The 15595-nt window shown below is 59.1% G+C and carries 6 protein-coding genes; 3 read left to right on the top strand and 3 right to left on the bottom strand.

Features of this window, described 5'->3' with window-relative positions:
- Positions 1–38 precede the first annotated feature (38 nt).
- Positions 39–2279 carry a winged helix-turn-helix domain-containing protein gene (locus HB393_RS10710; RefSeq protein WP_213805167.1) on the bottom strand — a complete coding sequence of 747 codons (2241 nt, stop codon included), beginning with the start codon at positions 2277–2279 and terminating at the stop codon, positions 39–41.
- Between the two features lie 328 nt (positions 2280–2607).
- Here HB393_RS10710 and HB393_RS10705 point away from each other — a divergent pair, with 328 nt between their 5' ends.
- Together HB393_RS10705 and HB393_RS10700 are read left to right on the top strand one after the other, a co-directional pair.
- Positions 2608–6018 carry a TonB-dependent receptor gene (locus HB393_RS10705; RefSeq protein WP_255550984.1) on the top strand — a complete coding sequence of 1137 codons (3411 nt, stop codon included), beginning with the start codon at positions 2608–2610 and terminating at the stop codon, positions 6016–6018.
- 65 nt (positions 6019–6083) lie between these two features.
- Entirely contained in the window at positions 6084–7961 is a 1878-nt protein-coding gene (locus tag HB393_RS10700; RefSeq protein WP_255550983.1) for an alpha-amylase family glycosyl hydrolase, read from the top strand.
- 59 nt (positions 7962–8020) lie between these two features.
- On the opposite strand, the gene HB393_RS10695 is transcribed toward HB393_RS10700, so the two are convergent.
- A complete protein-coding gene (locus HB393_RS10695; RefSeq protein WP_213805166.1) occupies positions 8021–9895 on the bottom strand; it encodes a glycoside hydrolase family 2 TIM barrel-domain containing protein in 1875 nt (624 codons plus the stop codon).
- A gap of 407 nt (positions 9896–10302) precedes the next feature.
- Between HB393_RS10695 and HB393_RS10690 the strand changes: the two genes are divergently transcribed.
- Positions 10303–14175, top strand: coding sequence for a TonB-dependent receptor (locus HB393_RS10690; RefSeq protein WP_213805165.1), 3873 nt, complete (start codon positions 10303–10305; stop codon positions 14173–14175).
- On the opposite strand, the gene coaBC is transcribed toward HB393_RS10690, so the two are convergent.
- The gene (gene coaBC, locus HB393_RS10685) at positions 14172–15428 is read right to left on the bottom strand and encodes a bifunctional phosphopantothenoylcysteine decarboxylase/phosphopantothenate--cysteine ligase CoaBC (RefSeq protein ID WP_213805164.1); all 1257 of its coding nucleotides are present in this window, start codon (positions 15426–15428) and stop codon (positions 14172–14174) included. The two genes, HB393_RS10690 and coaBC, sit on opposite strands and share 4 nt — an antisense overlap.
- Between the last annotated feature and the right edge of the window lie 167 nt (positions 15429–15595).

The following is a 15595-nucleotide window of genomic DNA, read 5'->3' as shown; positions in this document are numbered from 1 at the left end:
GAGTAGCATGGAGTGCCGCATTAAATAGGGGAACAGGCTTATTTCCCGTCGAGATCCAGGGAGTAGAGGTTTCCAGTGGAGCTGCGGGAGCGGACCAGAGGGGTATTGTCCGGGGTAATGCCGCTGAAGAAGTAGTCCGCAGTGTCGCCGGTGCGGAAGTTGGCCAGGCTGGCGATGGATTCGAGGCGGCCATCGGGAACGGAGACGCGATAGATCGGCTGGGTTTCATCCATGAAGGCGTGGATGAAGATTGATCTGCTGTCGCTGCTCCAGACGGGGTCGGCTACGCTGGTCTCGGCGAGGATCTTCCAGGTACGGCTGTCGGTGTTAAAGAGAAAGAGGCGGCTCTGGTCGAGGGAGAGAGCGGCGATGAATCTTCCGTCAGGAGACCAGCGGGGGCTGAAGATGCCCTCGGAACCTGGGATCTCCTCCAGTTTTCGGGTACGGAGATTGAGGATTTGCATGTTGCGTGCGCCGTTCTCTTTGCCCATGAGGTCGGGAACGCGACCGAAGACGAGGGAGTTTCCATCGGGAGACCAGGAGGGGTCGGCCTGGTTGCGGTTTTCAGGGAGAAGGTGCTCTGGGCTGCCTCCGTCGGCGGTTATCAGATAGATCTGCCAGGCCTTACCGGGCTCATGGGCCATGAGGGCGAGACGAGTTCCATCGGGGGACCAGTGGGCCAGGAAGACAGTGAGGGAGTCGCGAGTGAGCTGGAGTTTTTCGGTTCCGTCGATGCGGGCGCGCCAGAGACGGCCGTCGGGATCGGTCCAGGCGACCCATTTCTTATCTCTGGAGTAATCGATCCGGCTGGCGTCGACGAGAAAGGTTCTCTCGGGTATAAATTCTTTCTTATCAACTAGAAATCGTTTTAGTTCAGAGTGGGTATCGACTCCGAGGAAGAAGATCCCGTGGCCGTTTCGGGCGGCAACGGGTGCCTCGTAGCTGAGGGGGCCGTTGGTGAGTTTCTCGGGGTTTCCGGTGCTTTTGCCTTTGAGACGCCAGAGGTCGGAGGTGCCGTCGTGGGAGGACTGGAAGACGTAGGAGGTACCGTCAGAGGTCCAGGTGCCGCAGCACTCGGTGGCTGGATTGGTCCAATTAGCGAGGATCTGGTGAGGAGCGTGGTAACCGGCGGGGAGCTCCCAAAGGGAGAGGGTGTGACTAATAGGGTCGAGAATGGTGAAGCGGAGGATCTGTCCGTCGGGGGACCAGCGGAGCCAGAAGGCGCGACCCGGGAGACTAGCGTAACTGGTTTGACTGCCGTCGTTTACGTGGGTCAGGAACAGATCGTTTCCGTTGGCGTAGAGGATGCTTTTGCCGTCGGGCATCCAGGTAGCGTCATGGGCGAGAATGTTGGCCAGACGCAGGGCGCTGCCTCCGCCGGTGGGGACGATCCAGAGAGCTTGTTCGGACTCTGGGGATAAGTGGCTTCGCAGCAGTAGTTTGGAGCCATCCGGTGAGAGGTCTCCGAGAGAAGGAGCGGCGATCTCGCTGGGGATGGGGAGCAGTTGGATCTCGCCTCCGTTGACCGAGATCTGGGAGAGAGCGGCGCGTCCGTTCTCTATGACGGAGGCGAAGATACGGACCCCGTCGGTTGCGGTAGCAGGGAGGCTCTCCATTGCGGGCGCGCCCGGGGAGATGCGGCCGGAGTGTGTTATCTGGTTGATGTGTAAAGGCTTGGGAGATATGTTGCGCGTGCCGAAGAAGAAGCCGATTGCTGCGGCAGAGAGGATAGTGGCTACAGTGGCGCCCCAGCGAACGAGTGCTCCTGTATTAAGGAGGATGCGATTGCCTGCGAGACCGTGGGCGTCCGGAAGAGAGATTGGGGTAGCAGAAGCTGGTGTGTCTGGGAAAGATTGCGCGGAGGGTGGATTTTGTATGGCTGTTATTTCGCCGGGAACGAGGGGGAGCCGGACGGGCTGGAGCTGGGGCTGAGGCGAAGGCGGGTAGGTGACCGGGGCGATGAAGCGGTAGCCACGGCGGGCCAGGGTCTCGACGAAACGGGGATTGTCGGCGGTATCGCTGAGGGCTTCGCGGATCTTATTAATGGCGGTGCCGAGGGAGTGGTCGAAGTCGACGATGGTGTCTTTGCCCCAGACGCGGAGTTGAAGATCTTCGCGGGCGACAACTTCACCGGGACGCTCGAGGAGCGCGGTCAGGACTTTAAAGGGCTGGCTTTGAATCTTGATTCGCTTGCCAGCCTTCCATAGCTCTCCGGTTTGTAGATCAGCCTCGAAGAGACCGAAAAGGACCCGCGACGGGCTCTCGACGGTAGGGGACATGCGACGACCTCTGGATGACGACTGTAACACTGGTTTGATTCGGGAGTAAGTGCCTACGATGCGGTTCCTTCGAGGGAATCAAAACCGTTTTTGGCCGACACTCCTTCTGGATTCGAAGAGCCCCAAAGTCTTATCCTCCATTTTAATGCGTTGAAGGCTCGAATCATCTCATTGAAATAACGGCATTTATCAGGAGAAGCAAAATTGAAGGAGAAACGAACTCTAAAGGATTGCGAAGGGACGAATGCAACCGCGATGGTTCTCCGCGCAGCCCATTCCTCTTTTGGATTGATAGTCGCAGGCGAGAGATGGGCGCTTTGGAGGCAACATGGCAGCGTTCGCAGATTTGGGCAGGATAGCCCGGGCAGTAGCCCAGAACAAATTTCACGGTATCGGCAAGACTTTTTTGATGGGATTCGCGGTGTTGGCTCTCGCGATGACCAGTATTGGAAGCGGTGTGGCGCAGACCGATACAGGTCGTGTGACCGGGACGGTGGCGGACTCTACGGGCGCACTGATTCCGGGAGCCGCCGTAACCCTGACGAACTCGGAGAACGGAAACGAACTGAAGCAGACCGCCGGTCCGGATGGTTCGTTCAACTTCTCGGCGGTATCCCGGGGGCATTACAAGATCGTGGCGGCGAAGGATGGGTTTGAGACGACGACCCAAAACTTCGATCTGCAGGTGTCGCAGGTGCAGAACGTCCTCTTCCATCTGGCGGCAGGAGAGGCGAACACGGTGGTCGAGGTGACGGATGCCGCGCCGCCGGTGGACCTGTCCACGTCGTCGACAGGCGAGGTGATCGCCGGCCGGCAGGTGACGGAGCTTCCTCTGAATGGACGTAACTTTACCCAGTTGGCGTTGCTGGCTCCAGGTGTGACTCGGGGGAACTACGGCAATGGGGCGAGCGGTGTAAATGGAGATGCGGAGACGTTCCGCAACTCGACGAATGGAGGCGGGTCGCTCTCGAACAACGGACTGCGGCCGCAGGCGAACAACTTTATCCTGGACGGCGTGGACAACAACGAGTCTCTGGTGAACACGTTGGAGTTCTTCCCGAACGTGGAGGGGACGCAGGAGTTTCGGGTGAACTCAAGCGTGGCTCCGGCGGAGTTCGGACGGGCGGGCGGCGCGATCGTCCAGACGTCGATCAAGTCGGGCACGAACCAGATTCACGGATCGGCCTTTGAGTTTGCGCGCAGCAGCTTGTTTGATGCGAGTCCGAACTACCGGTTCGCGGGTGCGAGCGCGACACCGGTGCTCCCGTTCAAGCGGAATCAGTTTGGCGGTTCGCTGGGAATGCCGCTGCTTCGCAATCGCTTATTCTTATTTGGTGACTACCAGGGGCTCAGAGAGAGCCAGCCGCTAAATCCCGAGCTCATCACGGTTCCCACCGCCTTGATGCGGACCGGTAATTTCAGCGAGCTCTACAACCAGGGCACGACGCAGGCTCCACAGTTCTGCACACCGGCAGCGGGTGCGGTGACGGGTGCGCCCGTGGGTACGACGAACGGGTTTATCTACGACCCGCAGACTTGCGCACCGTTCGTCGGCAATATCATTCCGACTGCACGGCAGAACAAGGCGGCGATCAACTATCTGAATGCTTATCCGTTGCCCAACATTCCGGGTGTTGCGAATGGAACGCAGAATAACTACCGGACGATTCGGAAGGATGTGCGGCACGCGAATACGTTCGACGCACGGTTGGACTACAAGATCGGCGGGCGGGATCAGTTCTTTGCGCGGTTCTCGTATGACAACAGCGACTTCACCAGGACTTCGCGCCTGCCGCTGCTGCCGGCCGGATTCGGATCGGGTTCGAACAACGTACATGGACGAGGCTATGCACTGGGTGAGACGCACATCTTCACTCCGAATATGGTTAATGAGTTTCGTGCCGGATACGTTCGCTATACGTTTACGAATCAGCCGGTCTTTAGCAATGTTCCGATCTCGGCGAACCTCGGCATCGTGAATGCGAACCGCAACGCGAACCTCGGGGGTGGCGCATTGATTGGTGGAAACAACAACCAGTTGGAGTACACCGGAGACTATGGTACGTATGCGGTGCCGGAGAACACGTACCAGTTGAATGACGCGCTTTCTTATGTTCGCGGCAGGCATACGTTCAAGGTCGGTGGGAATGGGATTCGACGCGAGGTAGCGTTCTTCCGCCCTATCGCGGGCAAGGGATTCTTCCAGATCGCGAATGGTGACTTCACCGGATACCAGGTGTCGGAGCTGCTGGCTGGATTCATCGATAACTACAGCATCGGCGCGCAGAGCGGCTTCTTTGGGACGCGCAACTATGAGGTAGGAGCCTTCGCGCAGGACGACTGGAAGATTACGCAGCGTCTTACGTTGAACCTCGGCATACGGTACGACATTATTACGTATCCGACAGAGGAGCATAATCGGCAGTCGGCGTTGAACCCGGTGACCGGCACGATCGATCTGGCGGGAGTGAATGGCGTTCCGCGTAGCATCGTGAATACGGACTACAACAACGTCGCTCCACGTATCGGATTTGCGTACGACGTATACGGGACGGGCAAGACGGTTCTGCGCGGCGGCTACGGCATCTTCTACTTCCTGGATCGCGGCGGCATCGACAACCAGTTCGGCCAGCAGGTGCCGTTTGGTGGAAGCGTGAGCTATACGGCAGCGAGTGGATATCGCATTACGTTTACGGGTCAGAGTCCGCTGAACAATAACAACAATACGTTGGCCACGAATCCGTTGCCGCTGCCGGGATTTCCGAACTTCGATCCACAGAATCCTCCGGCTGGTGTGAACGTGTTTGCGACGGATCGTAATAAGCAGCTTCCCGCGGTGCAGCAGTACAACCTGCAGGTGCAGCAAGAGGTGGCGAGGAACCTGGTGATGAGTGTCGCGTTCGTAGGTAACAAGAGCGACCACCTTGCGACGGGATACAACTTCAACAACAAGCCGCTAGGCGCGCCGGCGAGCGCACCGAACCGCTTTCCGAATCTGGGACAGGTGGTCTACAACCAAAACAACGGGACGTCGCACTACAACAGTCTGCAGGCGCAGTTGACCTACCGTGCAGCGAAGGGGCTGACATTTACCTCTTCGTATACTTGGTCGCACAACATCGATAACTCCGATGGGTTCATCGGTTTTTCCGCGGTGAGCCAACTGTATCCGTATGACACACGCTTGAATAAGGGCAACTCTACCCTCGATCAGCGGCATGTGTTCGTGTCGAGCGCGGTGTACGATCTTCCGTTTGGACGAGGCCGGATGTTCGCGTCGCATCTGAACCGAGGTCTGGATACCGTGGTGGGTGGATGGCAGTTGAATGCGCTGGTACAGGTTGAGACGGGCACGCCCTTCAGCGTTCTCTTCAACCAGAGCAACGGCAACTACAGTCTGCGTGCGAGCACGACGGGACCGGTGCAGCAGCCGCACAGCGTCAAGGGCCAGTGGATCGTGAATAACTTTGTGCAGCCACCCGCAGGGCAGGAGGGCAACACGTCACGGAATCAGTTCTACGGGCCGGGTTTTGCTACGGGAGATGTCTCGCTGTTCAAGACGCTGCCATTGACGGAGCGGCTGAAGGCGGAGCTGAGGGCGGAGGCGTTCAACATTACGAATACGCCGCAGTTCACGAATCCGGATACGAATGCAGGGAATGCCACGGTCGGTCAGATCCAATCGACACGGCAGGCTACGGAGCGCCAGTTGCAGATGGCGGTTCGTTTCCTGTTCTAGGCTACGGCGTGATCATGGGCGCCGCGGCTTCGAAGGCGCGGCGCCTTTTCTTTTGAGTGGATGGAATGAATAGAAGTGAGGGCGCTGTGATTGTTTGCAGGTGGATGGTTGGTCTGGGAGTGTTGATTGGCACGGTTGGACTATGGGCGCAGGCGCCGGTGATGACGAAGGTCGATCCGCCGAACTGGTGGGCGCGTATGCCGAAGGCGATGTTGCTGGTGCAGGGCGAGCATCTTGATGGAGCGACGTTTCGCTTGAGCGACCGCAAGCTAAAGGTAGAGCGGACGACGGTGTCAGCGAATGGGCATTGGGCGCAGGTTTGGTTGAGTGGTTCTCCGGAGAAGGCGGAGACGGTGGAGTTGAGTGCGGTTGCTCGGGGTGAGACGGCGAAGGTGGAGTATCGGTTCGAGGAGCGGAAGGCCGCGTCGAGTGGGTTTGCGGGATTCTCTTCGAAGGACGTGGTGTATCTGATCATGACGGATCGGTTCGCGGATGGGGATACGACGAACGACATGCAAGCTGGCGATATGGCCGATGAGAAGGCGAAGGCTCGTGGGTGGCATGGGGGCGATCTGCGTGGGGTCCTGCAGCATCTGGACTATCTGCAGGAGCTGGGCGTGACGGCGGTGTGGATCACGCCGGTGTATCAGAATCATGAGGCGCAGAGCTATCACGGGTATGGCGCGACAGATATGTATGCGGTGGATGAACACTTTGGGAAGCTGGAGGATCTGAAGGTGCTGGCGACGGCGCTGCACGGGCGCGGGATGAAGCTGGTGTTGGATACGGTGCCGAACCATGTGGGCGCGAAGCATCCGTGGGTCGAGGACTCGCCGACAGAGGACTGGTTTCATGGGACGAAGGCGAATCATACAGTGGCGCAGGGGGAGTTTCGGCCGCTGACCGATCCTCATGCGGCGTGGCGGGACCAGAAGAATGTGACGGAGGGGTGGTTCGCGAATACGCTGCCGGATATGAATCAGGAGAACCCTGCGGTGGCGCAGTATCTGACGCAGAATGCGGTGTGGTGGGTGGAGGAGACGAGCGCGGATGGTCTACGGATCGATACGTTTCCGTATGTGGGGCGGGAGTTTTGGCAAGGGTTTCATGCGGAGCTGCATGGGCTGTATCCGCGGCTGACCACGGTGGGTGAGGTGTTCAATCCGGATGCGACGATTACGTCGGCGTTCGCGGGAGGTGTGGTGCGGAATGGCGTGGATACAGGGCTGGATACGCCGTTCGACTTTCCGAGCCACTTTGCGCTGCGGGAGGTTTTTCTGAAGGACGCTCCGATGACGAAGCTGGCGGAGGTGTTGCGGCTGGATGCGCTGTATCCGCATCCGGAGCGGCTGGCGCCGTTTCTGGGGAATCACGACATGGCACGGTTCATGGGCGAGAAGGGCGCGACGCCGGCTCGCTTGAAGGAGGCGTTCGTGGTGCTGACGACGATGCGGGGGATGCCGGAGATCTACTCGGGCGACGAGATTGCCATGCAGGGGGGAGAAGACCCGGACAACCGCAGGGACTTTCCGGGAGGGTTTGCGGGGAGTAGCGCGAGTGCCTTTGTCGCCGCGGGACGGACGCCGGAGCAGGCTGAGATCTTCGATTGGGTGAAGGGCTTGCTGAAGCTAAGGGCTGCTCGTGTTGAGTTGCAGAGCGGCGAGGAGCAGGTGCTAGAGGCGAAGGCCGGGGTAATGGTGTTCGTGCGCGGAGTTGGGTTGCAGGCTGGATGTGTCGCGGGGAACGATCGGCAGCGGGTGATGGTGGTCGTGAACAATGGCGATGCTGCGGAGAGTGTAACGGCTCCGGTTGCGAATACTTCTCTTGAGGGTTGTGGGCGGGCGGAGGTGTTATGGGGGAAGGACAGTAGGGTGAGGGTGTATGGAGGGGAAGTGCGGGTGGAGGTTGGAGCCAGGCAGGCGGTCGTGGTAGCTGTGTACTAACAGGTTGCCCCTTCGCGATGCGCCGCGAAGGGGCGTAAGTTAGTTGGCTTTGGCTGACTCTATTCGGCTTTACCGAGGGTTTTGTCTTTGTAGGCCTTCTGCAGGATGAAGAAGGCTTGCTTCTTCTGGCCCTCGGGGGAGATGAGGCCCTTGCGGTTGAAGTTGTCCTGGACGCCAGGCAGTACGCGGACAGGAGAGCGGAAGTCCATGAGGATCCAGGGGCTCATGCCGCGAAGCTGAGGGATCTTGTTGAGCATGACGATTTGGTTACGGTAGATGTTGGACTGGTACTCCTCGGTCCAGCGCTCGTGTTCGGAGCCATGCAGACCGAAGCGCGCATCGCCACCGAACTCGCTCATGATGAGTGGCTTGTCGTAGGCGATCTTCCAGACAGTGTTTGCAGCGTCTTCAGGAGTCTTCTCGTACCAGCCGATGTATTCATTTGCGCCGATGACGTCGAGGGCCTTGCCGAGCGGATCGTCGACGATCTTGACGTTGGGTTCGCCCGGCTTGACGTGCGAGTCGCCGCTCTCCGTATGGCCTTCGGCGCGAACCAACAGCGCGGCGGTGACGAGGCGGGTAGGATCGAGCTCGTGGGCGTTGGCGGCGAGCGTGGAGAGGAAGGTTGTGCGGGCCGGTGTGTTGGGTGTCTCGTTGGCGACAGACCAGAGGATGACAGAGGCTTTGTCGCGGTCGCGACGGATGTTCTCGCGGAGCTGCTGCTGAGCCTTGGCGAGGACTGCAGGGTCGTCGAAGTGAAGCGCCCAGTAGGTAGGAATCTCGCTCCAGATGAGGACGCCCATGCGGTCGGCGGCGCGGGTCATGCGTTGGTCGTGGGGGTAGTGGGCGAGACGGAGGAAGTTGCAACCCAGCTCTTGCGCCCAGGTGATGAGGGTGGTGACATCCTGCTCGGTGTTAGCACGGCCGGTGCGGTACGGCGCTTCGGCGTGCACGGACATGCCGCGGAGGAAGACGGGCTTGCCGTTGAGGAGGATTTGAGTGCCCCGCGTCTCGATGGTGCGGAAGCCCATGTCGTCGGTGAGGGTGTCGGATCCGGATGCGATGGTGACCTTATACAGCTTGGGGGTCTCGGGGGACCAGAGCTCGAGGTTCTGCGGAGTAAGTGCAATGGCGGCGCGGCCTGCAGCGTCTGTGGTCGCGTCTACTGCGACCTTGAGCTCGGGGATGGTGAGGTGGACCTTGGTTCCCGACGTAGCGTGTTCGACGTGGACGTAGCCCTCGATCTTGGTGCGGGTCGCGCGGTCGAGGTGGAGTTCGTAGTCGTCGACGAAGGCTTCGGGGACGGAGAGGATGGAGACGTCACGGGTGAGCCCACCGTAGTTCCACCAGTCGGTGTTGAGGGTGGGCACGCCGTCGGCGATGCGTGTGTTGTCGACGTTGATGACGACGGAGTTCTGGCCGGGCTTAACGACCTGCGTGACCTCGCAGTCGAAGGGAGTGAAACCGCCCTCGTGATCGCAGATGTGTTGGCCGTTGACCCAGAGCTTGGCGCGGTAGTTCGCAGCGCCGATGTGGAAGAAGACGCGGCTGGCGGCCTTGGGGGTGAAGTCGAACTTGCGCTCGTACCAGAGGGGACCTTCGTAATAGAAGAGGGAGTCGTGCTGGGTGTTGAAGTCTCCCGGAACCTTGAGGATGGGAGACTTGGCGAAGTTGTATTCGATGGGGCCGGCTTTGGCGGAGGCAGGATCGGCGTCCATGAAGTAGCCGTCCTTCTTGATCTCGCGGTGGAAGCTGTAGAGGCCGCCGAAGTAGGGGTCGACGATGTAGTGCCAGTCGCCATTAAGGCTAAGGGCGTCGCGGTGGTCGATGTCGACGAGCACGGTTGGTTCGCTAAGGGTGGTCTGTGCGAGGGCGGCAGGGATGCATGGGACAACAAGGAGAGTCAGTAAGATGCGCGTACAAAGGTTCGACATGAAGTTCGGGCTCCGGGTAAGGCTTTGATGCTTAAGAAAGTAACGATACAGGGGCAAAGATACGTCTCGCCAGCCGATCCCGGAAATACGTCTGGATCGGCGTGAAAGAGAGGTGCAATCTCCTCCGTCAAATTTTTTTTGGCGGCATGAACTCACAGAGATCTTCAATGGTGGACCTTAATTAATTCCTCGCCAACGAAAAGAGTATGCGGTATGGTGGGAATCGAAACCTCAATTTCCATTTGGATCCGTTGTTAGGATCACTGCTGTTCGTTTGAACGAGTGGTTTTAGCGTTTTTACATCTCCCCGTTTTTCGTTGCAAATCCGACTCCCCGTTTTATAAGCGCTGATCCCGCTCGCCTTTTTTCTACTCACTCCAACCCAGAGCTTCTCAGGAGAGATCTTGATGTCTACCCGTCTTCACACCCGCATCCGAATCTCAATGGTGGTCATAATTGCTTTGTTGAGTGCGCGATTTGCGGCGGCTCAGCAGACGCTGGGGGGGATCACCGGTATTGTCACGGATGTGACGGGTGGCATCCTGGCAGGAACCGAAGTGACCGTAGTGGGCGACCAGACGGGACTCAAGCGGACCCAGAAGTCTGGCAGCAACGGCTTCTATGAGTTCCCTAATCTCCCAATCGGGAGCTACAAACTAACCTTCAGCCTGGATGGATTCCAAAGCCAGGAGATTCCCTCGATCGGAGTGCAAGGCAATCGCACGGCCACGGTCAATGCGGCGCTGGCGATCGGCAACCTCAATACGTCGATTACGATTGAGGCCACTCCGCTCCTGAACGCGGTGGACACGACGAATGGCTACGTTCTGGATCAGGCGCAGATCCAATCCATCCCTCTGCCGACGGGCAGCTTTACTGGCCTCGCGATTCTCTCCCCAGGAGTGAATGCGGAGCTTTCCGGTGGCACGGGTGTCAACAGCGGTCTCGGCAATGCGCCGATCTGGGCCAACGGACAACGTGACACCAGCAACACCTTTCTGCTGAACGGGGTCGACGGCAGTTCCCTCTTCAATGGCAAGAGTACGAGCCAGGTTGGTTCAGCGCGCGTGATCAACAGTACCGGCGTGGGAAACAGCGGAGGTGGTGGCGTGATTCAATCCAGCGCCTCGGTGTATCTCTCAATCGGCAACTCCATTCCGACTCCTGCTCCGGAGAGTCTGCAGGAGGTGCGCGTCAACGCCTCCATGTACGACGCCTCCCAAGGCTCTACCTCGGGGGCACACATCGATCTGAGCACCGCTTCGGGAACCAATGTCTTCCATGGCAACATCTATGGACGACGCGGAACGAACTGGATCAACGCTGCACCCTTCTTCTTCAAGAATGACGATGCCATTCCGGCCAACCTGAAGAACCCCGAGCTGCACCGTTACATCGTGGGGGGAACTTTCGGTGGCCCGATCATTAAGAACAAGCTCTTCGGGTTCGTGTCCTATCAGCACTTGCATGTCGCCGACCAGGAGATCGGGGATGGATTCCTCAACGTTCCTGTCGGCTTAAGCGATACCAACCGTAACGCCGCCGGTCTGGCTTCGATCATCAATGCGCAGTTCTCGGATACGAACGTGATGCCCTCGCAGGTCGATCCTCTGGTGCTGCAACTCTTCAACTCGCCTTCGCTTCCCGGCGAGCCTGGCAAGTGGCTCATTCCCAACGACACCGGCTCGTCTCATCTCTCCCCGACGCATGCCTTCGACGCATTCCTTCCCGGGACGGGACGCTTCACAGCAGACATGGCAGTCGCCGATCTCGACTACAACGCCAACTCCAAGGACACGCTCGCGCTGAAGTACTACTACCAGCACGATCCGACGATCGCGCCCTACGCCTACTCGAACGTTCCGGGCTTCTCGCAACATCTGGATGCGGGCGCGCAGGTCTTCTCGATCAACAACACCTACACCGTCAAATCGAACCTCAGCACAACGCAGTCCCTTGGTTTCCTGCGTGAAAAGATCTACTCCAACAACGAACAGCCCTTCACTCCGCAGAGTATTCCTGGAGGCACGTACGGAACGGGCTCCATCAATACCTTTGGTTCGACTTACTTTCCAGGCATCTCGATCGTCAACGTGCTTGGCGAAGCGGCCTACAACGCCGGTATCTCCACCGGCATCCTGAGCATTGGTCCTAACGCGGAGGCCCAGGGGTCGAACACCGGCGTCTTCCAGAACCGGCTTCAGCCGTCGGGTAACGCGATCTGGACGTTGGGGAAACACACAGTCAGCTTCGGTGGAAGCTATAGCTATACGCAACTCAATACGATCGACAAGCGGACCGGCACCGGCACGATCGCTACCGACGACCTCAGCGCGTTTGCGCAAGGATACGTTACGCCGGGCGGCTCTTCGACCGGCTTCTATGTCTCGTCCTTCCTGCAAGGAAATGCCAGCCGCTACTATCGTGCGAATCAGGTCGGCTTGTATGTGCAGGATAAGTTTCAGGTAACGCCGACGCTTAGTCTCACTGCCGGCATTCGCTATGACTGGGACGGCGGACTGACGGAGAAGGAGGGACGCATCTTCAACTTCGACCCAACCCTCTACAGCTATTCGGCTGGCTCCGACACCATCGTCAATCCCGGCTTCATCATCGCTGGAAATAACACGAACGGTACGAGCGGTGTCAGCGGTACGACGCTTACGGGTCGTCAATGGGGCATCGGTCCGCGTCTGGGTGCGGCCTGGCAGCCGGAGGCGTTTCACGGCAAGGTGGTCGTCCGTGCCGGCTCCGGCATGTACTACGATCGCGGCGAGCTATTCAGCTACTTCTCGCCTGGCTATGCCATTGGCACTGTGACCGGTGGTCCCTTCGGCGTGAATCAACAACTGCCGTTTGTCACTGCGCAGAGCTGCCCGACCGCTACTCTTTACAGCGGTTTCATCCCTACTTGCGGCGGCCTTGGGCCGGGAGGCGATTCCTTCGCTCCGCCGACGGTGGCGCCTACCGCCTCAACTGGAAATCTGGCGAATCCCTATACAAATGTGAAGTCCGCTGCGCCGACGAATCCCAAGGCCTCCGACCTTAGCAACTATCTGCCAAATCTAGCCAGGATCAACAATGGAGCTCAGCCGATCTCGCTAGGCGTCTACGACCGCAGGAACAAGCTGCCCTACACCATTAATTACACTCTCGATATCCAGTGGCAGCCGCGCAACGATCTTGCGATCGAGCTCGGCTACGTCGGCAATCTGGGGCGGCATCAGGTGATTCCGGTGCCGTTCAACCAGCCGGGAATCGCCAATCCCTCCGCTCCCATCCACGGCCAGAAGTACAGCTATGGCTACACGGTGCAAGGCGCAAATCTTCCCGACGGCTCGGAGTACATGGCCGACTTCGAGGGCGGAAACGTCGATCATCGCGTTCCTTACGTTGGATACGCTGCGGAATCTATCTCGTACAGAGCCGCAGGTGTCTCTGCTTACAATGCGCTGGTGGCGCATGTGGAGAAGCGTATGAGCCACGGAGTGCAGGTTGGTCTCTCTTATACCTACTCGCATGCGCTGGATGAGCAGAGCGGGCTCGGTCTCTTCTACAACGGCAACAACCCATTGAACCTGCGCGATGCGTATGCGTCGGCGGACTTCGATCGGACTCACGTCATCAACTTCAACTACGTCTACAGGCTTCCGAACCTGGTGAAGGAGCACACGCTCGTAGGTTACGTTGCGAATGGTTGGTCGCTGGTCGGGCTTACAGTCTTGCAGAGCGGGCAGCCGTATAGTGTGATCGACTTTACCGGCGCTGTCGGCAGCGTCTACTACAGCACGAACAATGGCATCACAAATCCAATTGTTCCACTGGCTCCAGGTTGCAACGCCAAAAACGCAGTGACGGGCAAGTCAGGAGCATTTGGTGTGGGAGATGAAGCCTTGAAGGCCTCATGCTTTACGGTGCCTTTGCTCGCCCCTGGTTCGTTGAGCGGTGGAATTCCGACTACCGATCCCTTCGAGACAGACTTCACGACAGGACAACGCAACATCTTCCGGCAGGCGTTCCAGAAGAGAGCGGATGCCTCGCTGGTAAAGATGACGAAGTTTACCGAGCGCTTCACGTTGAAGTACACCTTCGACGTCTACAACCTTACGAACACCACCAGCTTCGACGTTCCGGGCAACGAGGTCTCTCAAAATGAAAACTTCAACTCGTTCCCCACCGCAGGTCAGCAGCTGTACAACGCTCCCTTTGGCCTGGGCGTTGTGAGCCATACGATCGGGAGTCAGCGGCAGATTCAGATGTCGCTGGGGCTGAGCTTTTAAATCAGGGCGGGTGCTTTAACGAGCGTGGAGGCGAGGTTCGCTTTGAGGGCGAGGGCTTCGTCGAGGATTCGGTGGGCCATCGCTTGCTTGGTCGTCGCTGGTATTTCGACCTGATTATGGCGGGTGAGGAAGACGCCGGAGTTGCGCTCGGAGTCGAAGCCTAAGCCAGCGGCGGAGATGTCGTTTGCGACGATGGCGTCCGCGCCCTTCTTCTCCAGCTTGGCACGGGCGTTGACGAGGAGGTCGTTGGTCTCGGCGGCGAAGGCGATGACGAGGGTGCCCGGCTTGCGGAGGCCAATGGCCTCGCGGAGGATGTCCTCGGTGGGATCGAGCTCAAGCAGAAGCGGGCCGTTGCGCTTGATCTTCTCGGGCTCCGGGTGGCGGACGCGGAAGTCGCTGACTGCGGCGGCCATGATGAGCAGCGAGCTTTCGGGGAGGCGGTCGAGGACCGCCCGCCGCATCTCGGCGGCGGAGATTACTTTGATGAGCTCGCAGTCGTCCGGGGCCGGCAGGGAGGTTGGTGCGCTGATGAGGATGACGCGAGCTCCGCGTTGGCGGGCGGCCTCGGCGAGGGCGTAGCCCATCCGTCCACTGGAGCGGTTTCCGAGAAATCGGACGGGGTCGATGGCCTCGCGTGTGCCTCCGGCAGTGACGAGGACGGTCTCACCAGCCAGGTCTTGGATTGCTGTTTGTGCGGTGGTTTTCAGGGCTTGCAAGGTGGCGGCGACGATGGCGGAGTTGTCGGCGAGGCGGCCGCTGCCGATCATGCCGCAGGCGAGGTAGCCGCTGCCCGGCTCGACGATTTGAACGCCACGCTGGCGGAGAGTGGTGAGGTTCGCCTGGGTGGCCGGATGATTCCACATATTGACGTTCATCGCGGGAGCCACGATGACGGGAGCGATGGTAGCAAGGTAGAGGGTGGTGAGGAAGTCGTCGGCCAGACCTCCTGCGAATTTGCCGAGGATGTTTGCAGTGGCGGGGACGACGATGAGAGCCTGGGTGGTCTGAGCCTCGTCGATGTGCTCGATGGCGGCGTCGGGCTCGGGGTCGGCGTCGTCCCAGAGAGAAGTGATGACCTTATGGCCGGAGATGGCGGAGAAGGTGAGCGGGGTGACGAAGCGCTCGGCTGCGGCGGTCATGACGACATGTGGGTCAAGGCCTGCATCCTGCAGGAGGCGGACCAGCTCTACCGCTTTGTAGGCTGCAATTCCGCCGCAGACGCCGACCGTGACCTTAATCTTTCCAGCACTCATAACAGCACCTTTCTCTATGCTATACGGCTTCTGGGCTCCGGTCCCCCCTTTTCGTGTACCCGACCGAGGGAGTATTCGCGGTGGTGGTTTGCTGCAAAATATCGATTTCAACCCAATTGCCAAAGCATTGATCCGGCTTGAGTTCCCTTTCTTTCGTTCAAAATGGA

This window comes from Granulicella sp. dw_53 (assembly GCF_018449545.1).
GTDB lineage: Bacteria > Acidobacteriota > Terriglobia > Terriglobales > Acidobacteriaceae > Edaphobacter.
The sequence above is the reverse complement of the archived record's forward strand: the minus strand, read 5'-3'. Positions and strand labels throughout refer to the sequence as shown.